At 37.6% G+C, this 23,664-nt stretch carries 24 protein-coding genes, 1 tRNA gene and 1 other annotated feature; all 25 genes read right to left on the bottom strand.

Translation table 11 applies throughout. The features are described 5' to 3' along the window. Window positions 1–388: 388 nt before the first annotated feature. The 25 genes from aroF to EDC37_RS11355 all read right to left on the bottom strand — a co-directional run bounded on the left by aroF (window position 389) and on the right by EDC37_RS11355 (window position 23,202). Window positions 389–1,420 carry a 3-deoxy-7-phosphoheptulonate synthase gene (gene aroF / locus EDC37_RS11475; protein WP_132551479.1) on the bottom strand — a complete coding sequence of 344 codons (1,032 nt, stop codon included), beginning with the start codon at window positions 1,418–1,420 and terminating at the stop codon, window positions 389–391. A 29-nt stretch (window positions 1,421–1,449) separates the two neighbouring features. Beyond that, on the bottom strand, window positions 1,450–2,295 hold the full coding sequence (pheA, locus tag EDC37_RS11470; protein ID WP_132551477.1) for a prephenate dehydratase: 846 nt from the start codon (window positions 2,293–2,295) through the stop codon (window positions 1,450–1,452). A gap of 48 nt (window positions 2,296–2,343) precedes the next feature. After that, window positions 2,344–2,586, bottom strand: a binding site (T-box leader). A gap of 164 nt (window positions 2,587–2,750) precedes the next feature. Continuing rightward, a tRNA-Leu gene (locus tag EDC37_RS11465) sits at window positions 2,751–2,837 on the bottom strand. A gap of 53 nt (window positions 2,838–2,890) precedes the next feature. Next, window positions 2,891–3,652 (bottom strand): exodeoxyribonuclease III, encoded by a 762-nt coding sequence (locus tag EDC37_RS11460; RefSeq protein ID WP_132551475.1) that lies wholly within the window; start codon window positions 3,650–3,652, stop codon window positions 2,891–2,893. A gap of 13 nt (window positions 3,653–3,665) precedes the next feature. Further along, the gene (gene rsmA / locus EDC37_RS11455) at window positions 3,666–4,523 is read right to left on the bottom strand and encodes a 16S rRNA (adenine(1518)-N(6)/adenine(1519)-N(6))-dimethyltransferase RsmA (protein WP_132551473.1); all 858 of its coding nucleotides are present in this window, start codon (window positions 4,521–4,523) and stop codon (window positions 3,666–3,668) included. After that, window positions 4,523–5,083, bottom strand: coding sequence for a ribonuclease M5 (gene rnmV / locus EDC37_RS11450; protein WP_132551471.1), 561 nt, complete (start codon window positions 5,081–5,083; stop codon window positions 4,523–4,525). The genes rsmA and rnmV overlap by 1 nt, the downstream gene beginning before the upstream one ends. Window positions 5,084–5,188: 105 nt before the next feature. Then, window positions 5,189–6,187, bottom strand: coding sequence for a G5 domain-containing protein (locus EDC37_RS11445; protein WP_132551469.1), 999 nt, complete (start codon window positions 6,185–6,187; stop codon window positions 5,189–5,191). A 164-nt stretch (window positions 6,188–6,351) separates the two neighbouring features. Beyond that, the gene (locus EDC37_RS11440) at window positions 6,352–7,119 is read right to left on the bottom strand and encodes a TatD family hydrolase (protein ID WP_132551467.1); all 768 of its coding nucleotides are present in this window, start codon (window positions 7,117–7,119) and stop codon (window positions 6,352–6,354) included. Further along, window positions 7,119–9,053, bottom strand: a complete 1,935-nt coding sequence (gene metG, locus EDC37_RS11435) for a methionine--tRNA ligase (protein WP_132551465.1) — start codon at window positions 9,051–9,053, stop codon at window positions 7,119–7,121. Before metG ends, EDC37_RS11440 begins: the two co-directional genes overlap by 1 nt. A gap of 236 nt (window positions 9,054–9,289) precedes the next feature. Next, window positions 9,290–10,144 (bottom strand): 16S rRNA (cytidine(1402)-2'-O)-methyltransferase, encoded by an 855-nt coding sequence (gene rsmI / locus EDC37_RS11430; RefSeq protein WP_132551463.1) that lies wholly within the window; start codon window positions 10,142–10,144, stop codon window positions 9,290–9,292. Between the two features lie 91 nt (window positions 10,145–10,235). Then, a complete protein-coding gene (locus EDC37_RS11425; protein ID WP_132551461.1) occupies window positions 10,236–10,979 on the bottom strand; it encodes a tRNA1(Val) (adenine(37)-N6)-methyltransferase in 744 nt (247 codons plus the stop codon). Next, window positions 10,976–11,809 carry a PSP1 domain-containing protein gene (locus tag EDC37_RS11420; protein WP_132551459.1) on the bottom strand — a complete coding sequence of 278 codons (834 nt, stop codon included), beginning with the start codon at window positions 11,807–11,809 and terminating at the stop codon, window positions 10,976–10,978. The genes EDC37_RS11425 and EDC37_RS11420 overlap by 4 nt, the downstream gene beginning before the upstream one ends. 12 nt (window positions 11,810–11,821) lie before the next feature. Next, the gene (holB, locus tag EDC37_RS11415; protein ID WP_132551457.1) at window positions 11,822–12,817 is read right to left on the bottom strand and encodes a DNA polymerase III subunit delta'; all 996 of its coding nucleotides are present in this window, start codon (window positions 12,815–12,817) and stop codon (window positions 11,822–11,824) included. 3 nt (window positions 12,818–12,820) lie between these two features. Then, window positions 12,821–13,273: a YaaR family protein gene (locus EDC37_RS11410; RefSeq protein ID WP_132551481.1), complete on the bottom strand. Its 453-nt coding sequence runs from the start codon at window positions 13,271–13,273 to the stop codon at window positions 12,821–12,823. A gap of 301 nt (window positions 13,274–13,574) precedes the next feature. Then, window positions 13,575–14,399 carry an SDR family oxidoreductase gene (locus EDC37_RS11405; protein WP_196589946.1) on the bottom strand — a complete coding sequence of 275 codons (825 nt, stop codon included), beginning with the start codon at window positions 14,397–14,399 and terminating at the stop codon, window positions 13,575–13,577. 14 nt (window positions 14,400–14,413) lie between these two features. Next, window positions 14,414–15,274 carry a MurR/RpiR family transcriptional regulator gene (locus EDC37_RS11400; RefSeq protein ID WP_132551453.1) on the bottom strand — a complete coding sequence of 287 codons (861 nt, stop codon included), beginning with the start codon at window positions 15,272–15,274 and terminating at the stop codon, window positions 14,414–14,416. Between the two features lie 47 nt (window positions 15,275–15,321). Further along, window positions 15,322–16,581: a zinc-binding dehydrogenase gene (locus tag EDC37_RS11395; protein WP_132551451.1), complete on the bottom strand. Its 1,260-nt coding sequence runs from the start codon at window positions 16,579–16,581 to the stop codon at window positions 15,322–15,324. Window positions 16,582–16,662: 81 nt separating this feature from the next. Continuing rightward, on the bottom strand, window positions 16,663–17,493 hold the full coding sequence (locus tag EDC37_RS11390) for a PTS system mannose/fructose/sorbose family transporter subunit IID (RefSeq protein WP_132551449.1): 831 nt from the start codon (window positions 17,491–17,493) through the stop codon (window positions 16,663–16,665). A gap of 15 nt (window positions 17,494–17,508) precedes the next feature. Beyond that, complete coding sequence (locus EDC37_RS11385; RefSeq protein WP_132551447.1) at window positions 17,509–18,315, bottom strand: PTS mannose/fructose/sorbose transporter subunit IIC; 807 nt, start codon at window positions 18,313–18,315, stop codon at window positions 17,509–17,511. Between the two features lie 55 nt (window positions 18,316–18,370). Next, a complete protein-coding gene (locus tag EDC37_RS11380; protein WP_132551445.1) occupies window positions 18,371–18,844 on the bottom strand; it encodes a mannose/fructose/sorbose PTS transporter subunit IIB in 474 nt (157 codons plus the stop codon). Then, complete coding sequence (locus EDC37_RS11375) at window positions 18,844–19,257, bottom strand: PTS sugar transporter subunit IIA (RefSeq protein WP_132551443.1); 414 nt, start codon at window positions 19,255–19,257, stop codon at window positions 18,844–18,846. Before EDC37_RS11375 ends, EDC37_RS11380 begins: the two co-directional genes overlap by 1 nt. 353 nt (window positions 19,258–19,610) lie before the next feature. Continuing rightward, window positions 19,611–20,285, bottom strand: a complete 675-nt coding sequence (locus EDC37_RS11370) for a dTMP kinase (protein WP_132551441.1) — start codon at window positions 20,283–20,285, stop codon at window positions 19,611–19,613. Then, window positions 20,282–21,736, bottom strand: a complete 1,455-nt coding sequence (locus EDC37_RS11365) for an aminotransferase class I/II-fold pyridoxal phosphate-dependent enzyme (RefSeq protein ID WP_132551439.1) — start codon at window positions 21,734–21,736, stop codon at window positions 20,282–20,284. The genes EDC37_RS11370 and EDC37_RS11365 overlap by 4 nt, the downstream gene beginning before the upstream one ends. A 97-nt stretch (window positions 21,737–21,833) precedes the next feature. After that, window positions 21,834–22,034, bottom strand: a complete 201-nt coding sequence (locus EDC37_RS11360; protein WP_132551437.1) for a hypothetical protein — start codon at window positions 22,032–22,034, stop codon at window positions 21,834–21,836. Continuing rightward, window positions 22,027–23,202, bottom strand: a complete 1,176-nt coding sequence (locus tag EDC37_RS11355; protein WP_132551435.1) for a type III PLP-dependent enzyme — start codon at window positions 23,200–23,202, stop codon at window positions 22,027–22,029. The genes EDC37_RS11360 and EDC37_RS11355 overlap by 8 nt, the downstream gene beginning before the upstream one ends. Window positions 23,203–23,664 lie beyond the last annotated feature (462 nt).

Genomic DNA, 23,664 nt, shown 5'->3' with positions numbered 1-23,664 from the left:
CCGCACATCCGGTATGTTTCAAAACATATGATGTATTGTTCAGTTTTCAAGGTGCCTGCCTCAACGAGTCAGCTTGTATATATTATCACACGCTGTTTCGTTTGTCAACAACTTTTTTTCTTGGCCTTTTTCGTTGACCCGCTCTCTTGAGCGCAGGAATTATTATATCTAACCTCAGCCTTATTGTCAATCCCTTTTTCTACTTTTTTATCCCTTTCTTCCTTATTTTTTTCTCTTTATTACTCCTTCCCCCTCTACCACGCTTCTTTTTCAATGCATATGCAATATCATAACTGTATCAATTCCATATGTATTCTCTATATAAAAATAACGCAGGATTACGGCCATTCAGCCTTTATCCTGCGTTATTTTAAACATTACTACATTCTTACAATGTAGTAATAGCTATTCCTGCTTCTTTCATGAACTTTGCTATTTTATGCACACCATCACTTACTTCCATATAATTTTCTGGTGTAAGTGACTGTTGTCCATCAGAAAGTGCCTTAGAGGGATCGGGATGTACTTCCATCATCAGTCCATCCGCTCCGGCTGCTGTTGCGGCAAAGGCCATCGGTCTTACCATTCTCCATTTACCGGTTCCATGACTGGGATCTACAATTATTGGCAAATGGCTTAAATGTTTCACCGCGGCAACTGCGCTCATATCCAGTGTGTTACGAGTATATGTTTCATATGTACGTATACCACGTTCACATAAGACAACGTCATTATTTCCTTCCTTCATGATATATTCAGCTGCGTTTAACCATTCTTCCAATGTGGCAGCAAGTCCTCTTTTGAGCAATACAGGTTTCTTCGACTGTCCTACTTCTTTCAGTAACCGGAAATTCTGCATATTTCTAGCACCTACTTGCAGCATGTCAGCATAATGCGATATGCTTTCTACGTCCTCTACTGCCGTGACTTCCGTGACGACTTTTAAGCCAGTCTGGTTGCGTGCTTCTGCTAAATATTTCAGTCCTTCTCCTTTTAATCCCTGAAAGGAATAAGGTGAAGTACGTGGTTTGTATGCTCCACCCCGTAAAAATTGTGCTCCGCCCGCTTTAACAATCTTTGCTGCTTCCAATAATTGGTCAAGGGATTCTACAGCACAAGGTCCAGCCATTATAACAATATTTCCATCGCCTATTTTTACACCATCCACATCTACAACACTTGACTGCGGATGGAATTCCCGGCTCGCCAGCTTATAACTTTTTGAAATAGCTACCGTATGATCTACACCAGGCAATGCTTCAAGGGAAGAAGAATCAATATTTCTTTTATCGCCTATAAGCCCTACTATTTTTTGTTCTGTGCCTTCCATAACTTTAGCTTTAAGTCCCACGCTTTCAATTGCGTCCACCACAGCATGTACTTCTTTATTGCTTGCATCAGGATTCATAATAACTATCATAATAATTTACCTCCACTTATAAACATTTCTCATTTATCTGCTTTTACCACTGTGAACCAACCCATATCCTTAAGCCAAAAACATTTATTTTTTACAGCTGCAATTGCGCATTCTAAGTGCTCTTTACTAGCTGGTGATGCCTCTACTTCAAAAAAGAACATATAATTTCCCAACCCTCTTCTGTTTGGCCGCGACTCTATATGTGTCATATTAATATTATATTTAGCAAACTCTGCCAACACAGCGCATAAGCTGCCCGCTTTGGAACCATCCATTTGGCATATCAGCATCACCTTTTCGGGATCTTGCCTGCCGATATATTCTTCTCTTTTACTCAAAAAGATAAACCGCGTGACATTATCACAATTATCTTGTATATCCTTATCAAGCAACGTCAATTTGTATATTTCAGCTGACCTTCTTGATGCTATAGCCGCGGCATTTTCCATTCCTGATGCCACAAGCTCAGCCGCATGTGCCGTACTAGAAACTTCGATCAGTTCCGCTTCGGGGTAATTTTTATTTATATAACCGCGGCATTGTGCCAATGCTTGCGGATGTGAAATCAATTTAGTTATTTTTTTTACTTTTCCCTTTGCCATCAATTGATTATGGACTTTCCAAACAAGTTCCATGTTTACTTTCAAGTCCACATCATGTGCCAGAGTGTCAAGGGTTATCCTTACAGAACCTTCTATTGAATTTTCTACAGGAACAAGGCAACAATCTATTTGCCCTTTATGCACAGCAACTAATACATCGTATATGTTACGATAAGCTTTCAATACCCACTTATTGCCAAACAAAGCATTTGTATATATTGCAGCTTCTTCACTATGCGTTCCACATGGCCCTAAAAAACCTAATACAGACATTTTTCGTTTTTCACCTCCTAAAAAATAAAATAAAAAAAGCCCCCACCCAGAAAGGGCGAGGACTGTACTCACGTTACCACCTTATTTAGCCAAAAGGCTATCTCAATCAAGTGCGGGTTTCAAAAACCGATACTCTCCCATTATCTAACGGCTGGGTTCCGGCATCACCTACATAACTTCAGTGAGCAACTCCCGGGTGAACTTGGGTAACAATTCTCATACCATGATCACAGCATCCATGGCTCTCTGTAATAACAACCATTACTTACTTTTCCCGTTCATCATCTTTTACACATATACAACTGAAAGTGTTATTATCATAGCATAGATAATTATTTATTGCAAGTATGCGATCAAATTTTATTACATTTTAAGAAAAACTTACATTAGCTGTATATTATAGCAAAATAGCAAACAAAAAACCCTCTCTATTTAGAGAGGGTAAACATTTCAAGTGGTGCCGTTGGTGGGAGTCGAACCCACACACCCGTGAAGGCGGCAGATTTTGAGTCTGCTGCGTCTGCCAATTCCGCCACAACGGCATAGTTACTGTCTTGTGAAACATATAATATTATATTATTAAAGTATTATCATGTCAAGATATTTTTTTCAAATCTAAACCAACAGGACAATGGTCACTGCCTAATATATCATCATAAATATAGGCTTCTTCTATATTATTCCGTAAGGAAGCAGACACCAAAAAATAATCTATCCGCCAACCGGCGTTACGTTCACGAGCTTTGCGCAGATACGACCACCAGCTGTATATGCTCGCCTTTTCCGGATATAAATACCTAAAGGTATCCACAAATCCCGACTCTAAAAGTTTGCCAAACTTTTCTCTTTCCTCATCGGTAAAACCAGCATTCTTATGATTTGTCTTCGGATTCTTTAAATCGATCTCATTGTGCGCAACATTTAAATCGCCGCAAACAATCACTGGTTTCTTCTCATTCAATTTCAATAAGTATTCACAAAAGTCTTCTTCCCATTCCATACGGTAGGGGAGCCGTTCTAAGCCACTCTTGGAATTAGGCGTATAAACAGTAACCAAATAAAAATCCTGCAACTCAAGGGTTATTACTCTTCCCTCTTGATCATGTTTTTCTATATTTATCCCATAATAAACATTAATTGGTTTTATTTTACTAAATATAGCGGTTCCTGAATATCCCTTTCTTTGGGCACTATTCCAATACTGTTCATACCCATCAAGCTGCAAGGATAATTGTTCCGGCTGCATTTTTGTTTCCTGAATACAGAAAAAATCAGCATCCAATCTCTTGAATGATTCCATAAATCCTTTATTGACACAGGCTCTGAGCCCATTAACATTCCATGAAACAAATCTCATCCCCATACCCTCCTCAAATGAATTGTTTTTTACTAAAGTTGTCCGCAAGAACAGCAAATTCCTGTAAGGATAGGGTTTCTCCCCGTCGCTTTCCATCAATTGCCGATTCCTCTAAAACTTCTTTTATTATTTCTTTAGCTACTCCTAAATTGCCAAGGGAATTACTCAAGGTCTTTCTTCTTTGCCCGAAAGAGGCTTTCACTACACGGAAAAACATTTTTTCATCTATAGGCTTAATCGGCCGTTCATCATAAACCTTACACAATATAACGGAGGAAACGACCTCCGGCTTAGGCATGAAAGATTGCGGTGCCACATCAAAACAAATCTGCGGATGGCTATAATACTGGACGGCAACAGACAGCGCCCCATAGATCTTATTCCCCGGAATAGCCGTCATGCGTTCTGCCACTTCTTTTTGGACCATGGTAACAAGACCTGTTATCGGCAGCTTAGCTTCCAGCAAGTACATAATTATCGGTGTTGTTATATAATACGGTAGATTAGCCGCCACTTTAAAAGGCCTGTCGCCAATAAGCGCTTTTATATCCGTTTTTAAAATATCCGCATTAATAATATGCAGTTTATCATATCCTTCTAGTGTGTGCTCTAAAATAGGCGGAAGTCTTTTGTCGAGTTCAACAGCAAAAACCTCTGCCCCTGCTTCCAATAACCCCTGGGTAAGTGTCCCTATTCCCGGCCCTATTTCAAGAACGACATCATTTTCATTTATCTCAGCTGCATCAACAACGCCATGGACAACATCTTCATCAACTAAAAAGTTCTGTCCCAATTTTTTATTCATATGCAGGCCAAATCTTTTTAAGATATATCGCGTAACCTCACGTTTGGCAATGATTGGTTGTTCCATTAAAACACCTCTTCATCTTTTGTTTTTTCAGAAATACTGTCCAGCGCATGCATAAATTTTTCTCTTGTAATTCCATATGTATTGAGCCGTTGTAAAAAAGCTTTTGCATTAGCATACCCAAGCCCAAGCACAGCCCCTACTTCAGCTCGCTTCACAGAAGCTTCAGGTCCTCCGCTTAACCCATTTTGCAATAAGTCTGCCGCTGTAAAGATCTTTTCCGCATTGCAGTTATGTGTATGGACTTTTGCTAACGCCTTGCGTATAGATGCTGGTGAAGCTTGCTCCACCCCAATATCATTATGTGCCGAAGCTTCTTCCCGCGGGACAAACGCATGCTTTGCCTTAGGGAATCTCTTCGCTAACCATTTTCTAATTTTTTCTCCAGCCCAATCAGGATCTGTAAGAATGATTATTCCTCTTTTTTCGTATGCATGCCGAATATTATCAACCGTTCCCTTCGCCAGGCCAAAACCGCCCGTAATAATACAGTCTGCTTCTACGGCTTTATTTATGGCAACGACATCCATTTTTCCTTCAACAATTAATACTTCTTTTATCATTGTCTTCTCCTCTTAAACTAGCATCTAATATATTTTCCAACAATCCCCGGAAAAAATCAATTGTTAAATAAAAAGAAAAGCCGTGCCATCGGCACAGCCCTTTTACTAACTCGGCAATACATATATATTTATACTACGTCGGCCCCAACTTATTGCCTCATCATAAGAATCCATACAAACATCGATCACGTCACCGGAAAAACCACCTGTATCAGCAGCTACAGCCTCTCCGTAGCCTGGTATATACAATCTGGTTCCCAATGGTATAAAATTAGGATCAACTGCCACAACGCCGTGCTGTGCCAGCATCCCTGTAGCTGTATAGCCGCTGCCGCCGCCATCTGATGCCAAATAGGCACTGGCTTGGACATGCATTACTGCTACATACGGCGGTATCTGTCCGTCATCGCTCATTACTGGTGCAGGAGGAGAATATGTTCCATTTACTACTATTTTAGGAACAGCCTGCTTTATAACCGACTTCTGTAAAATTTGTTCGTCTACCTTTTTCCCACCGTTATAATATTCCTTAACCATGAAGCGGTCAGTTCCCGCAGCACCTTCTTGGATGACTTTTGTAGTGCCTGTTGGCAGCGTATCATCATCCCGATATATAGTATCGAAAGGTTCGTTTTCTTCCTTGAAAACTATTTTATTAGTTAACGGTTCAAGTCGGATAAGCATGTTGGGTGTTATTGCCGTATTCTCATTTGGCAAGGCATAAAAGTCGAGTGAATCATACCCCATATCTTTTATTAGAGACTGCACATTGTTTGCAGTCGTTTTCATTTTACGGGTATTATCATCAACTTTTATAGTTACTGGAATAGCGCGTTGTATAGTTATTGTTGTGCCATCTTTTATATTCTTCGTCGATAATGAGTATTGATCGGCAGAGTCAAGCTTTATACCTGCCTGTGATATAATGCGTAAAGGATCATCATGCACAGTATTAACCACAGTCGTCCGTCCATCAGCAACAATGTGAATATTTCTATTTGTTTTAGAAAACCCGGCTACAACTGACATTATCACAACTAATGTCAAACACATCGCTATTCTAGCGAATTTAATATGATGTGAAAAATTTTCTTTTACAGTCATTAGTTACCTCCTTTTTTGGGATTATAACATGATATTTACACTTATGTCAAATCTGGAGGTTTTTTTGTAAAATACAGTGCCGTTTGTGAACATTTATCTCTTTTTTTAATTATAAAATCCTACTATGCGCATTATAAGTGCATTTGAGACAATAATGTAATGTTTTATCTCTCTAAAAATAGTGTTTTCGCATTTGCCGTTGTTATTTGTGCAATGCGGGAATACTCTATATTTCTGAGCTCTGCAACCTTCTGTGCAGTATAACGCACATACGAAGGTTCATTTCTTGTTCCCCTTTTAGGGACAGGTGCTAAATAAGGGGAATCCGTTTCCAAAAGTAATCTTTCAAGCGGTATAGTCTTTATAATTTCTGGCAGCTTAGCCGCATTTTTAAAAGTCAATGGTCCATCAACCCCTAAATACCAGCCTAGCTTTAAAAGTTCTTTTGCCATTTCAGCACTACCTGAATAACAATGGATGACACCTCTTATGCCACGGCCTTCTTTGCGCAAGACCTCCATTAAATCACCATGTGCATCTCTATCATGGATGCTTACCGGCAGTTTTAACTGGCGTGCTAAATCTAATTGTTTTATAAAAACTTTTTTTTGCAGATCTCTATTATCCGTACGGAAATGATAGTCAAGACCAATCTCGCCAATCGCCAGCACCTTTTTGTTTTCAGCGACAAGGTCCGCCAATACATATTCATCCTTTGCCAGCACTTTATCTACTTCCTCTGGATGAATTCCCACACCTGCGTAAATCATATCATGCGTTGCTGCCAATGCTGCCGCCTTACGAGATGACGCGATATCTGCCCCCATGTTTATTATCATTTCGATGCCTTGGTCAAGAGCGCGCTGTATCACCTCATTACGGTCTTCATCATACTGCTCATCATCAAGATGCGCATGTGTATCTATTAACATTATTTCACCTTGCTTCCCGTCGGCATATCAACTTCAACGATCTTCAGCTTGTCACCGTCAGATGCCGCTAAAAGCATTCCTTGCGAAACCACACCACGCAATTTAACAGGTTTAAGATTGGCAACCAAAACAACATGTTTGCCCGGTAATTCTTCTGGCTTATAAAATTTGGCAATACCGGAAACAATAGTCCGTTTTTCCCCAGCCAGATCAACTGTCAATTGCAATAACTTTTCTGTCTTTGGTACAGGCTTCGCATCAACGATCTCAGCTACCCGCAATTTTACCTTAGAAAAATCATCTATGGTAATTTCTTCATTTTCCTTATCAGCATTTACAGACTTTACATTTTTATCAGCTTTGTTTTGACTAGCGCATTCTTTTTCTGCTATTTCTTCTTTTTTTATCTCTATACGAGGGAAAAGTTGTACTGGCTTATTCACTTTTGATCCTTCCGGTAATTTTCCCCACGCAGTTTCATCAATACTGCTATCTGCTATTTTCCCATTGATATTAAGCTGTTGCCATATTTTTTCGGCTGTATTCGGCATAAATGGGAAAATTAAGATTGCTATGATTCTCAGGCTTTCCGCCAAATCATACAACACTCTATTCAGCTCTGCTTTTTTGCTTTCATCCTTTGCTAATGCCCACGGCATCGTTTCATCAACATACTTATTGGCACGACTGATAAACGACCATACTAATTTTATAGCATCTGACAAATGCATATCATCCATAAGTTTTTTATAATTTACAACTGTTAAATCTGCTTCTTCAATTAATTTTTTATCTAACGGCCGCACTGGTGCCGGCGCAGCTATAATACCGTTATTAAATTTACCGATCATGTTCAATGTGCGGTGCAAAAGGTTGCCTAAATCATTGGCTAAATCAGAATTAATGCGGTTTATAAGTGCATCGCGTGAAAAATTACCATCTTGTCCTAAATTTATTTCCCTCAATAAAAAGTATCTTATCGCATCAGCACCGAACTCATCAATGAGCCCTATTGGATCGATTACATTTCCCTTTGACTTACTCATCTTGTCACCATCAACAATAAGCCAGCCATGCCCATAAACTTTTTTAGGCAAAGGCAGATCAAGTGCCATCAAAATAATCGGCCAGATTATAGTATGGAAACGTACAATTTCTTTGCCGACAAGATGCAGGTCAGCCGGCCAAAATTTATCGAACTTTTTCTTATCATCAAGAAAACCGATTGGTGTAAGATAATTGGTCAACGCATCAAACCAAACATATATAACATGCTTGCTATTAATTGGTACTGGAATGCCCCAATCAAAAGATGTCCTTGATATGCAGAGATCTTCCAGTCCTTGTTTGATAAAGTTAATCATTTCATTACGCCGCGATACTGGTTGAATGAAATCAGGATTATCATTTATATATTTAAGCAGACGATCTGCATATTTTGACATCTTGAAAAAATATGCTTCTTCACTAACTTCTTTAACAGGCCGCCCACAGTCAGGACATTTCCCATCTACAAGCTGGCGTTCCAACCAAAATGATTCACAAGGCGTACAATAAAGACCTTTATATTCGCCCTTATATATATCCCCTTTTTCATAAATACGTTTAAATACTTCTTGCACTACCTTATAATGCCGTTCTTCTGTGGTGCGAATAAAATCATCATTGGATATATTGAGCCGTTTCCAAAGATATTGGAATTCAGCAACAATCTTATTTACATATTCCAGCGGTGTTATCCCAGCTTCTTCTGCTTTCTGTTGAATTTTTTGGCCATGTTCATCAGAACCGGTGAGGAAAAACACATCAAAGCCGCTGAGTCTCTTATAACGGGCAATCGCATCGGCAATAGTTGTACAATAAGCATGCCCTATGTGCAACTTGGCACTAGGATAATAAATAGGCGTTGTTATATAAAATGATTTTTTTTCCAAAAGAATTCCCTCCATAGTTGTTTTCGTATATCTTAAAATTTTAACTAAACTTAAATTATACTTTACATCACCAAAAAATGCTACTGTTGCACTCAGCAGGAAAGTGTAACTATACTGTTCGCAAAATAAGTATCTTAATACTTTATTTGTCTAAATAAAACAACTTTTACGCAGTATACAAATGAACTTCTCCAATTTTTCATCGGCTGAAAAATTTATTCGAAACAAAAAGCTGTCTATTCCTGATCGGCCTTTAAAACTGCATTATAAACATCTCTCCTACTTAAATGCAGATCTTTAGCCGCTTTTTTTATTGCTTCTTTCTTAACCATTCCTTCGCTGATTAAATTTCTGACGTATTCTTCAGGCAGCATATCTTTAACAGCGCTATCGACTGCATCGGTATTACAACCTTCAACAATCAATACAAATTCACCACGCGGTTCCACAGAAGAAAAATATTCATTTATCTCTTCCAATGTACCACGCACAAACTGCTCAAACTTTTTTGTAAGTTCTCTACAAACTGTTATCCTTCGCTCGCTTCCCAGCGAATCTATTAATTCTGGTAAAATACTTGTCAACCGGTGTGGTGTCTCATAAAAAATCAAAGTATCCCTGCGTTTTTTTACTTCTGCCAAAACTTCTCTGCGTTTCATTGCTTTTTTAGGCAAAAATCCTACAAAGGAAAATTGCACCGTGTCCAGCCCAGATGAAATCAATGCTGATAAACCGGCATTTGCTCCAGGAATAGGGGAAACTTTTATATTTTCTTTTATAGCAAGTTCAACTAAATTACTGCCGGGGTCAGCAATCCCTGGTAATCCAGCATCACTGACCACAGCAATATCCGTACCACCAAGAAGCTTTTCAATGAGCTTTGGTCCTTTAATGAATTTATTATGCTCATGATAGCTTGTCAAAGATGTATGTATATTAAAATGCGCCATCAATTGCCGAGTATGGCGTGTATCTTCAGCCGCTATCAGCTCAACTTCTTCCAATATCTTCACCGCTCGGAATGTCATGTCATCCAAATTGCCAATAGGCGTGCCCACTAAATACAAAGTTCCCCTTTTATTATTCTCCATATATAATCTCCCTACAATAAAAACCACTCAGCAATCGAGTGGTTTTTAACATTTCTCAATTCAATACAGCCATGCAATATAATTTCACTGCCTACCGTCCCACAGCATCAGGATAATAATAGCGCAATAACTCTTCCGTATAGCTGCCATCCGCATTATGTACAATTAAAGGGGTGTCTACTTTAAGCCCACCGCGAGCACCGCCCGCAATACCTTCTATTAGCACCATATTGGGAACTTTATTTTCTTTAGGCTGCACAAAACGCAGCTTTTTGGGAACAATACCATTTTTATCCATTTCTACCATTATCTCAGACAATCGCTCCGGTAAATGCACCATAGCGAACCGGCCATGAAACCTTAAAGCATATTTTGCCGCCGCAACAACGTCTTCAAGTGAAGCGGTTATTTCATGGCGAGCCATTGCCACACCATCTTTGCTGTTGACGCAGCCGTCTGATATCGGCCTATATGGTGGGTTTGCCACTACAAAATCCGCAAACTGTGCCGGATAAATTTCCCGCAACTGACGGTAATCAGCCTGTTTTACAATTATCTTATCTGCTAAATTGTTCATTGCCGCATTACGTTTGGCAAGATCCGCTGTTACGGGATTAATCTCAAGAGCATGTACCAATCGCACATGTTTTGCCAGCAACAACGGAATTACACCAGTTCCCGTCCCCAAATCAAGTCCACAATCGTTTTTTTTCACATAAGCGAAATGCGCTAATAATACGGCATCAAGAGAAAAGCAAAATTCCTTCTCATTTTGAATTATCTTCAATCCATCGGTCATCAAATCATCGATGCGTTCAAAAGGATTCAGCTTCATGTATCGTCTTCATCTTTTTCAATGACATCATCCCACGAGGCAACAATGGTTCGCTTATTATCAAGTAAAATCGTTGCTGTACGCTTTTGGCCATTGAGCGAAATGACTTTCCCCTCCCCGTCTACCGATACTACACGGCTTCCTCTTTTGGGCGGTGCTATTATATTATTTCTACAGCATTTTGATTTGCAGCAATACATATCATTTTCATATTTCAGGCAGCACATCAGCCTGCCGCATATCCCTGATATTTTAGTAGGATTCAAGGATAAATTTTGATCTTTGGCCATACGTATGGAAACTGGTTCAAAATCACCGAGAAAAGTTGCACAGCACAACGGCCTTCCACAATACCCTATTCCGCCCATAATTTTAGCTTCATCCCGCACACCAATCTGCCGAAGCTCTATGCGTGTATGAAAAATAGCCGCTAAATCTTTTACTAATTCGCGAAAATCAACACGCCCGTCTGCCGTAAAATAAAAAATTATTTTATTGACATCAAAAGTATATTCCACACCAATCAATTTCATTGGTAAAGCATGTACTGCTATTTTTTCTTCACATATAGTAAAAGCTTTCTTTTCTTTTATCTTGTTTTCCGCTACTTTTTCCAAATCCTCTTTCGTAGCCTTGCGCAAGATCGTCTTCAACGGCTGAACTATATCACTTTCCGGAACATCACGCGCCGGAATTACTACTATTCCATATTCAACGCCGCGGGCTGTTTCTACAATTACGCCTTCACCATTTAACAGGTGAGTGCTGCCCGGGGCGAAATAATATATCTTACCCGCTTTTTTAAAGCGAATGCCCACTACTGTTTGCACTAAATTAACTCCTTATTTCAAAGCGAGTAAACTTATGATAAATTTTTCTGCCATAAGCCTTACATCAGCATTAGTTAATAACCTGCGCTGTATTTCCCCAGCATAAGTACATGCCGTAAATACAGCGTTTATATTCCATTTTTCTTTTATTGCAATAAGCGCATCTTTCATATCATTGTTATACAATTCCGTACAGTCCAAGCTGCTGTCAAGCGCAGCTATATCCCGCCAAAATAACTGGAGATATAAGAGCCATTCAGCAAACTTTTCTTTGCCGGAAACAGCTAATTGGTCTGCCAAAGTCCAAATTCCTTCATCGGTCATAGAAAAAACCTTTGTCAAAAACTCGAACGCGGCACGGCGATTTGCTAAACCGTCATTCTCGTAAAGAGCCAATGCCTGTTCAACACTTCCGCCCGCAAGTTTTGCTAAAACTGCTCCGCCATCGGCACCAGTAATCCCCCGTGCAGCTATTATATTGCTAATATCTGCGTCCGCCAGTGGAGCAAAATATATCCTCATACACCTTGATATAACAGTTGGCAAAAGCTTTTTCTCATTATCAGCCGTCAAGATAAAAAAAACATTGCCCACAGGTTCTTCCAGTGTTTTTAACAATCCATTCGACGCAGCCTCATTCATCTTATCAGCATTTCTTATCAGCACTACACGTTTATCAGACATATAGGCTGCCAATGAAATGGCTTTCTGCATCTGGCGAATTTGATCGATCTTTATCATTTGCACTGTTTTCCCTTCTGGCTCCAGAAGGAAAAAGTCAGGATGTACCCCGTTTTGCAAAGCTGTACAGGAAGGACAGCTACCGCATGGTCCATCTTCTTTTTCACATAACAGCATCGATGCCAGAGCTACACCAGTCAGGAATTTACCGACTCCTGCCATACCTGAAAACAATATAGCATGGGGCAAACGATCTTCTGCGGCCATCCTTTTAAGGCTGGCAATTATTTGATCGTGTCCTTTTATATCACACCATTTGGTTAGCATAAACTACATATAAAGGTCAACAAGCATACCACGTATAGCATCATGCTTAGCTGCTATACTAAGTGCACTGGCCTGTCCTAAACGTATTTCTTCTGCCATATCTTCCAAATTACTGTCAATTTTTCGGACAGTAGTATAAATTTTCTGTCTGCCCAATCTATCCCATCCGGCTTGTGATTGCCTTGAATACATATGCGTAACAGCCTCGCCAATAAACTGTTTGACCAGATCACGATATGAGCTCAATTCGTCAAAAGTCGGTGTTTGCGTCAGCTTTGCCCCTTGTTCTGTCACTTGGTCCAACAATTTTTTAAGTTGTTCCATGGATAGATCCTGTTGGTTCTGGTCAAGTTCCGTAGAAAAATCATTTACCTGACCTTTTACTTGAACGTCACGGCTGTTTTCTGTACTATGAAAAAGCTGTTGCTGCTTGGTGTTAAGCGAATCTATTTTCATCATATTGTGCACACCCTGCTCTTATTACATTATATTAACCCATTCAGTATTATCTGATAGATAATACTGCCAATTTTATTTCTATACCTACTGAGTAATAATTATAATTATTTTTGTAACATTTGGCAATTGATAACAGTCATAAAAAAATGATGGTGAAATAAGCCTTATTGCTACTTACTTCACCATCCAAATATATAATTATATCTATTTTGATAAATACAAATTTTATTAAAATTATTTTATTTACTTTTTATATTATAATTTACCTAATATAAAATTTTATGGATAATATTAAATACTATCCTCGCGTTTTCCCTCCAGCAATATTATAAGTAACACCATGAATATAACCAGCTCGTTTACTACTCAAATAGCAGACTAAATCGGCCACCTCATCTAATTTGCCGCATCTTCCTAAAGGAGTTGTAGATGTCTGATTATAGCCATTACGTAATTGCGTTACAGTAATCCCTCGAGTATATGCCAAAGCATTTTCATATTCTGGTGTTCTTAGCCCAGTAGCTTCTAAAATCCCAGGAGCAACTGCCACTACGCGAACACCGATCCGACCTAATTCCTTTGCCCATGAACGCGTGAGTGAATTTACAGCATTCTTAGTAGCAGCATATACACTTTGTCCTTCTGAACCTTCCAACCCACTTTCCGATGAAAGATTAATTATTATTCCCTTTTTGTTCCTTACAAATTCATGCCCAATTATCTGAGAACAGAAAAAAAGTCCTTTTAAGTTTATATTAACAATTTTATCAAATATTTTTTCATCAATTTCGTGTACTGATTTATCTTTTTCTGCATGATAATCAACTAATAATCCAGGAATATTGATTCCAGCATTATTAACTAAAATATCAATAGAACCAAACCTTTCTTTTGCAGATTTCACCATATTTTCAATTTCTTCTCTAATCGTAATATCCATGGTAATATAAAATAATTTACCACTATATTCTTTTATCATAAAATCTGGTTTCTTGTTATTTATATCGCAAACAATAGCATTAGCTCCATTATCCAAATAAGCTTGTGCTATAGCTTTACCTATTCCTGATGCACCACCAGTTATAACCGCAGTTTTTCCTTCTAAACCTAACCATGAAGTCACAATATCACTCTTTTCTAAATTTTATCATCAGCCATAGATTGTTCATGTACATCAATATAATTATGTGAATCAGTTTTACTACTTGCCAATAAAAAAAACAATGTTTCGATCACTGCCATAGCAGCCAATCTAGTAAGTACAAAACTAAACTCAGGGAAAAACAATCGTTCCCGTGAAATAGTATTAATATGGTAATTAGCTTTTGAAGCTAATGAAGATGTTGCTGAATTTGTCACAGCAACGATAGTTGCATTTTGTTTAACCGCAGCATCAATAATACTTAACAGATTTTTAGATTCACCAGATGCTGATATGGCGATAACTACATCAGCTTTTTTTAATCTATGTGCAAGCACCAATTGATGTTCCCAAATTGTCGAAGAAAAAGATGTTATGCCTAACTCAGTAAATTTATAAGCCCCATCTAATGCTATAGGGATAGTATTACCCTGAGCCGCAAATAAAACCATATTGGCATTTTTAATGCAATTAATAATTGTCCTCAAATTTTGGATATCAATATTTAATATAGTTTGTTTTAATTCTTCATATTTATTAGCTAAAATATTTTTCAATGATTGTTCTAGATAATTAATGTCAATATTATTTGACACTTCTACATTATCTTGCTCTACCATTTCCTTAGCCATCTTTATTTTTAAATGATAAAAGCCTTTGCAACCACATTTTTTACAAACTCTTACGATCGTTGCTTTACTAGATTCACTTGCTTCTGCTAATTCAGCAACAGTCATATTTATAACCTCATTTGAATGAGCCATTATATAATCAGCTACTCTTTTTTCAGCATCGAATAAATCATTGTAACAAGAAGCTATTTTGTCAATTACATTAAAATCTTCTTTTCCCAACATATAAAACACGCTCCTTTAGAGTATTTAACTTTTTTATTGCTCTTACATTATATCTTAGGTGCGTGTTCAATAAAATATTGTTCAGCTTCTAAACTCCAAAAACCATTATTCTTCTGAATAATATGCGATAGTTTTTTTCCAAAATCATCTTTTTTAGTACAAAAATCTTCTAAATTTGTTAAAGGAAAATCTTTGTTTGTATATACTATTTTTTTGCCACTGCTAAATTCTGAAAGATGAATCGTAGTTTGTGCCACATCATTCAATCCTAAAACATGAGATACAATTTTAGCTGCATTAATGCGCTGCGATTCAATTAAGTATATAGCTTCTTTCATGTCATCTGTATTTCCACCACTGGTTCCAACAATGTGTGTAGCCTTATAATGCACATTATAAAAATTAATCCGAGGACTAAACCCATGATCAGTTGGTCCAGCAAAAAAATTCAAACACCCATCATAAGTAAGCAGTGTTTCTGCTTGTTGAACTAATTTTTCATCAGGAGCAAATACAAACACATCATCAAATCCATTAGTTTTTTCTGTTACCTTTTCTATAGCATTCTTAATGTCCTTCGAATTTTTTGTATTAATATAATATAAATCTATTCCTTGTTTCCTTGCTTCATCTTTAGAATATAATCTTTCAGCTAAATCTAATTTTTCTTGTGTTCTTCCTGTTACAACTAAAACCTTAGGTTTTTTTAAACCATGAAGGGCCAAATCAATTGCCAAAAATCCCATAGGACCGGTTGCTCCCAGAATAGCCATATTACCATCTTTTTTTATACCCATAACATGTTTATAACTGTACATCTTTTCAAGATGAAAATTTGCATTAAAAGCACCTATAACACAAGACAATGGTTCAACTAATGATCCTTCAAAATATGTCTTTCCATTATAATGAAGAAGACTGCCATTTTCCATAACTTGGTCTTGAATGATAATTTTTGTGGCATCGCCTCCGATTAATTGGTATGAATAACCGGGTGCATAGCAATTTTCTGCACCAATATTAGGCTGTATTACAAATTTGTCACCTGGGCGAAAATCAGTTGCCCATTTTTTCCCTACGGCTAACACATTTCCACAAAATTCATGTCCAACAATAATTGGATTTGTGTTGATGTCATTTGGTACTTTATTATGCTTAATTCCCTGTTTAACCGCTTTAAACGTTGACATGCATAAACTGTCAGTGATAACTTCAGCCAATATTTCATTGTCCTTCACTGTTGGTAAATCAAATTCTTCCAACCTCAGATCATTTTCACCATACAACCTAACTGCTTTTGTTTTCATTATTCTACCTTCTATAATACAAAGTAATTTATTTATTATAATATTCCACAGAGTTTCTACCTTTACATTACAAATATCCAGTTATGCTAATATACCTAGAGCCGATCCTATTATCCCAACTGCAAATAACATAAATATAAGCATTATGGGACTAATCCGTTTTTTTAATAACTTACATACTAAGAGTGTTAATCCCAATCCTAATAAACCTGGCATGAGTTGATCAAAAATATTTTGCAAAGTAGTTGTAATCACAGAACCATCTGCTGTAGTTATTTGCGAAATAACCACAGGAATATTAATTACCGTCCATTTTGATACTAACGCTCCCATAACAAAGAAACCTAAGATAGAAGCTCCTTCTGTAATTTTCTGCAGTTTATTTCCCTTCAACTCATTTAAAACTAAATCTAATCCTTTTTTATAACCATAAAATAAACCCAACCATAATGCAGCTAATCTTGCTAAGTTAAATAATACAAAAAATATAATTGGTCCTAACACACTTCCTGTTAATGCAATGGAAGCACCTAATGCAGCCGTTATTGGCCTAAGTGTCCCCCAAAAAATTGGATCCCCAACACCACAAAATGGTCCCATCATACCAATTTTAATACTACTAATTGCACTTTCTTCTATCTTTGCACCATTAGCTTTTGCCTCTTCCATCGCTGCGGTAACTCCCAATACAGGTCCTACACATGCCGGTGTAACATTAAAAAATGTTAAATGCCTTTTTAATGCGGCTTTCTGATCTTCGGGCGAATTATATAACCTCTTTATGGCTGGAATTATGTTGAAACAAAATCCCAAAGCATGAATACGTTCAAAATTGAAAGAAGCTTGTTGAAGATTCATTCGAATGAACATATTTATTAAATCGCCTTTTGTTAAACGTTTTTTCCTATCCATATAAACTCTCCTCACTCAATCATCTAACTCATCATCAAAACGATCAGTTGTGTTTGAATCACTTGTTGCTACTATTGGATTAATTTGAAACTTCGGGTTTAATTGAACATAAACAATTGCAGCAAAAAGTCCTAAAACACCAAAAGCGACTAAATTAAAAGTAGTAAAACCAGCAATTACAAATCCCAAGAAAAAAAACGGTAACAAATATTTAGCGCCCATCATATTTATAACCATCGCATACCCAACCACTACAATAAAACCACTGGCCACTTTAAGTCCTGTAGTTATAAATGCGGGAATTAATGCTAATAAATTTTGTACACCGGCAGGACTTACAAATAAGGAAATTAACAAAACAGGAACAGCAACGCGTAACGCTTGTATAATTAAAGCACTAATGTGACATAAATCAATTGCACGAAAATTACAGTTCTCAGCATATTTATCAGCAGCATGTTGAAACATAACGGTTACAGTTCTTGCAACAACTGTCAAAACTTGTCCGGCAGCAGCAACCGGAAGTGCAATTGCAATTCCGGTTGCAATTGATTGATTTCCAATAATAACCAGTATTGCCGAAATTATACTTGCCAATGCTGAATCTGGTGATTGTGCCGCACCAATATTCATCCACCCCAACGCAATCAATTCCAACGTTCCACCAAGAATCACGCCTGTAGTAAGATCACCTAAAACTAAACCTACTAAGGTACAAGCGATTAAAGGTCGATGTGTTTGAAATGAATCCAAAACACTTCCCATCCCAGCTATAGCAGCTACTACAAAAAGTAAAACAATTTGCAATGTACTAAGTATCAAAATAAAACCTTCTTTCTAAAAAAATAACAATGTACATTATTGTCATAATAAATAATTAAATTTTATCCATTATATTAACTTTTACATCATTTACAACTGGACGTATCTCAAGTTCTACGCCTAGTTCATCCAATTTTCTAAATGTTTCTTTATCAGAATCGTCAACTGATACAGCTTTAGTAATTTGTTTTTTCCCATCTTTAAAGGACATTCCTCCAATATTGACACTTTTTATGGGTATACCTCCTTCAATCATTCTTAAAACATCTTGTGGACAAGTAAATAAAAAAAACACAGTATCCCTTGCATATTTAGGATTATTATAAACACGAATTGCTTTTTCAATATCGACTACATTAACTTTAATTCCAGGAGGTGCCACTTGTAACACAAGTGTTTTACGAATAGTATCATTCATAACTTCATCACTACAAACTATAATTCTTCCAGCGTTCGCAGCTTTAGCCCATACTGTTGCCACTTGACCATGTATTAAACGATCATCAATTCGACATAATTTTATTATCATTATAATTCCTCCGATTCTGACAAATATGATAATTCTTGACAAGATCGAACATATTGAGTGCTGTTTGATAATATTCTATTTGCTAATTCTTGTATAGAAATATTTTCTTCGCATCGTAACATAAAAACATCAAGCAACATTGGTAGACTCGCACCAGCAATAGTGAGACAATGTTCATTCTGCAAGGCTATACCAGCAGCAACATTATATGGTGTACCACCAAATACATCAGTAATAATAAGTGACTCCGCGGAATCATCCATACATTCTGAAAATTTTTGCTTTAATTTACATAAATCTTCACCTGGAATAAATTCAATAATGCTCACTTCTTCTTGCTTACCACAAATCATCTCTGCAGAATTAATAAGTTCTTTGGCCAGCTGTCCATGTGATGCTAAAATTATTTTCATATGCTCTCCTCCGATGATAGAATACCAATAAACCTCTTGCAGAAACTTTATTCCTTTTTATATTTATATGTGGAATAAAATTCCTTATTTATATATTCATATTATATTTAAAAAATAATTTTTTGTCAACGTAAATATAAAGAAAAATTGTTTTGTTTATAATAAAACACTAGAGTATTAATTTTTTTAACTACAGATAATATTTTTCTTAATTATATGATATCTTGAATACATCTTAACGAAAACATTTCTGCACACCCTTGAATATTACAATTGAGTATATATTATTATATGTAATTTAAAATAATAAAAAAGCCGTCCCCACTTTTATATGTGTGAACAGCTTCATTATCTTATATCGTCTTCATTTTATTTTTTACTAAAGTATATATTTCTCCGTGGATTTCCTTTATTGGACGGATTTTTTCTGCTGCAATACAGTTTACGCAATTCCAGCCATATTTTGCTGCTATTTCCTTATACACCGCATAACAATGATGTAAATAATTTTTATCTGCCTCATGGATATCTTTATTTCCCGAAGAAGTACCCCTGGTCTGCAAAAGTTTATCACTAAATTGCGGTGGCATATCCAGAAAAATTACTAAATCTGGTTGCGGCAATCCCATTTTATTAAATTCCAAATCAAAAAGCCAATTCAAATATGCACTGCGTTCTTCCGGTTTTTCTATTTTAATTGCCTGGTGCACCATATTAGACGTCGTATACCTATCAGCAATAACTACAGCGCCCTTGTCGTATCTTTCTTTCCATTTGAGCCTATAAGAGGCATACCTATCCACCGCAAAAAAAGTGGACGCGGCATACGCATTAACCGAATCTGCCGTTTTGCCGAAATCACCGCGCAGATACATTTTTACCAATGCAGATGATTCACTTGCATAATCGGGATATTCCACTTTACAGACATCCTTACCATCATTTACAAGGTGTTTATATAAAAGTTCAGTTTGCGTTGCCTTTCCCGAACCATCTCCGGCTTCTATTATTATTAATTTTCCCTTCATTTTACCACCCTTATCTCGTGCAGCTGCGTGTCGGCAGGCCCGACTATTTTTGCGCCCGCCTGCTGCCCTTTTTTTATATATTCTATAAACTCACTTGAAATTATTTCGCCTGGATAAATAAGGGGTATCCCCGGCGGATAAAAGGTCACGGTTTCTGCGCAAATACGATCTTCACTTTGTGCAAAAGGAACGTTCTCATAATTAGCTAATGCCGCCTGGCGTGGTGCCATCCTCATCTCCGGCAATGTTATCAATTTAGATGCTGCAACAACTGCCGCTTTGCCTTTTTGCTTACAGTCATTCGCTAGTGCCGCTAATGCCTTAAGCAGTATTGCTGTTTCTTTTTCACTGTCAGCCATGGATATTATGAAAAGGACATTATACATATCTGCTAATTCACATTGTATTTTATAACGATAGCGCAGTATATGCTCAGCCTCATAACCGGTAATACCCAAATTTTTAACCGTTACTGTCACCTTTGTCCAATCAAGTGCAAAACATCCCTCGCTGCCAACTAAATCAATCCCGCCACAATATAATCCCGTTATATTATTTACACGTTCCCGCAGTTCTTGTGCCAAACGAACGGCTTTGCCAATAAGGACTGTTCCCTTTTGGGCCATCTGTCTGCGGGCAGCATCAAGTGATGCCAATAAAAGATAATTGGGGCTTGTAGATTGCAGCAAGGCATTTGCCATATGGACACGTTCTTTGTCTATGCGTCCATACTGTACATGCAACATGGAGGTTTGTGTAAAAGACCCTAAAATTTTATGGGTGCTCTGTGCAGACATGTCCGCACCTGCGTCAATAGCTTGTATAGGCAATGCCGACGAAAATTTTAAATGAGGCCCATGTGCCTCATCGACGAGTAAAAGCATTCCATTTTTATGCACCAATTCTGCAATCTTTTCTATATCACAGGCGACACCGTAATATGTTGGATATACCAACAGGACAGCCTTTGCATCTTTATTTGCTTTTATCGTTCTCGCCACGTCTTCTGTCCGTACAGACATTGCTATTCCCAACCGACTGTTTATTACCGGCTCAATAAAGACAGGCTCAGCACCGCACAAAATGAGCCCGCCTAAAACACTCTTGTGCGCATTTCTTGGTATGATTACCTTATCACCCGGTGAAAGCGCTGCAAAAAGCATTATATGAATAGCACCTGTCGTCCCATTTATCATAAAAAGGCTTTCATCAGCCCCATAAAGTTCTGCCGCAAGTTCTTGTGCCTGCTTTATGCACGTTGTCGGTGCAAATAGATCATCCAGTTCCGCCATGAGGGAAACATCCATTTTTAACCCCAACGGTGTTACCATCATCTTTATTACATCAGCAGCTCCTTTTCCCTGCTTATGTCCAGGTGTGTGAAAAGCAACGGCTCCATCATTAACATATTTTTGCATGGCAGCAAAAAGCGGTGCCATATCCTGTGTCATAAAAACACCCTTTCCCTATATTTTCAAGAAGTAACGCAAAAAAAGCCGCCATAAAATCATACCTAATTTTAGGCGGCCTTAAACCGATGGCATAATGTTATTTTTTTTTGCGTCTTGCCAAGAATATTTTGAGAACAGCCAACACTACCGCTGCGGCGGCAACGCCCAATATCAAGGTATTATTGAACCCTGAACCGGCCCCCTTTGCCATACTCTTATACACAAACATCAATACTGCAGCTACTATCAATACATTTATCAGACTAGAAATATGACCACCCCCGTCATTTTCAAACAACAGCCTCACAATTAGCCTTTTGTTCCTGCACAATCATCAGACTTTCTTTTTCCTTTTCCCAATGAAGCACCCGAGCCTTAGCAAAACCATTAAAGTTAGTGGACGATGCAATAGTATAGGCACCACAATCACTTGCAACCACGATATCATCAAGCTGCAAATCAGGACATGGATAATCTTTCGCAACAACATCAAGAGAGTCACAGCTTGGTCCAAAAAAAGTTGATGGCAGCAGCTTCCCTTGTTTAAAACTATTTAGTTCATATTCCCAATGGTCAAAAAACACACCAGAAAAAATTCCGTACACACCTTCGTCCAGATAATAGCACATTCTATCATCCCGTAACTGCTTGCCGATCACACGTGTAATAGCGTTCATAACAGTACCGCAAATATAACGTCCAGGTTCTGCCCATATTTCAACATCAGGGAAAAACTTATCCAAACCTGCGTTTATCGTCTTAACCATGTTTTCTAAATTAACACATGTGTCAGGTGCCGGCACGGGCAGTCCTCCGCCAATATCCAATATATTTAAATTTAACCCTGCCTGCCCAGCTTCATCAATAATACCACGGCAGAGGGAAAAAGCTTCATAATAAGGTTCTGTCGATAAGGTCTGACTACCTACATGAAATGCCAGCCCTACCGGATTTAAGCCCTGTTCTTTGGCCAGCTTCAATAAAGAAATGGCCTTTTCAGGCTCAGCGCCAAACTTTTCATTCAAATTAACAAGTGCTTTAGCATTTTTTATGCGAATTCGCAAAAGTACTTTCGCACCGGGAACATATTCGGCCATCCTATAAATTTCTTTCTCATTGTCAAAAGTAAACTTATTGACTCCGGTCTCAGCTGCCGCCCTAAGCCCCTGAATTGTTTTTATGGGATTTGCATATATCATATTTTCTCCGCTGACTCCCATAGAATACAACATTCGGATTTCTCCATCAGAAGCGACATCAAAGCTGGAACCCATCTCCATCATTTTTTCTATGATAATAGGTGACGGGTTTGCCTTTATAGCATAAAACACACGTACACGCGGCATATTATTTAATAAAAATTGATAATTCTTTTCTACCTGATCAGTAGAAATAACCGCTAAAGGCGTGGGGTACTTATTTACCAATATCTCCGCCTGTTCTTTTGTTAATTTGAAACTTTTCATAACACTCCCCTTATTCTCTTACATACAATTACTGTATTTATTCTTTGCGGACAGGTACAAGCTTTATCTTAGCAAAAGCTTGTTTTGCGCATCGATACAATTATGTCTCAGCAGCAAAACCATTGGCCGCTGTTTATAAATTAAACCAGCCAGAATTACCGGCATGATATTAACTTATTTCTTTAGTTAATTTGTCACTTATAAGGAAAATCCTTCATTAATCCCAAAATTTTTACAAAATTTCCTGCTTATTTAAAAATCGCTAAAAAGCTCTAATTCATTTTCTTATAACTCTTAATAAATATATAACGACAGCCGCAAAAAATCAATCAAAATTTTATACTAATTTATAGTAAATTATATATTTATAATAACTATCCACCCGCATAGCGGGTGGTTTTTCTTTTTCGGGCATAGCCCTTTTACACTGGCTGCGCATAAATGCGCTTTTTATTGGCCTGC

The organism is Pectinatus cerevisiiphilus (genome assembly GCF_004341685.1).
GTDB classification, from domain to species: Bacteria; Bacillota; Negativicutes; order Selenomonadales; family Selenomonadaceae; genus Pectinatus; species Pectinatus cerevisiiphilus.
The sequence above is the reverse complement of the archived record's forward strand: the minus strand, read 5'-3'. Positions and strand labels throughout refer to the sequence as shown.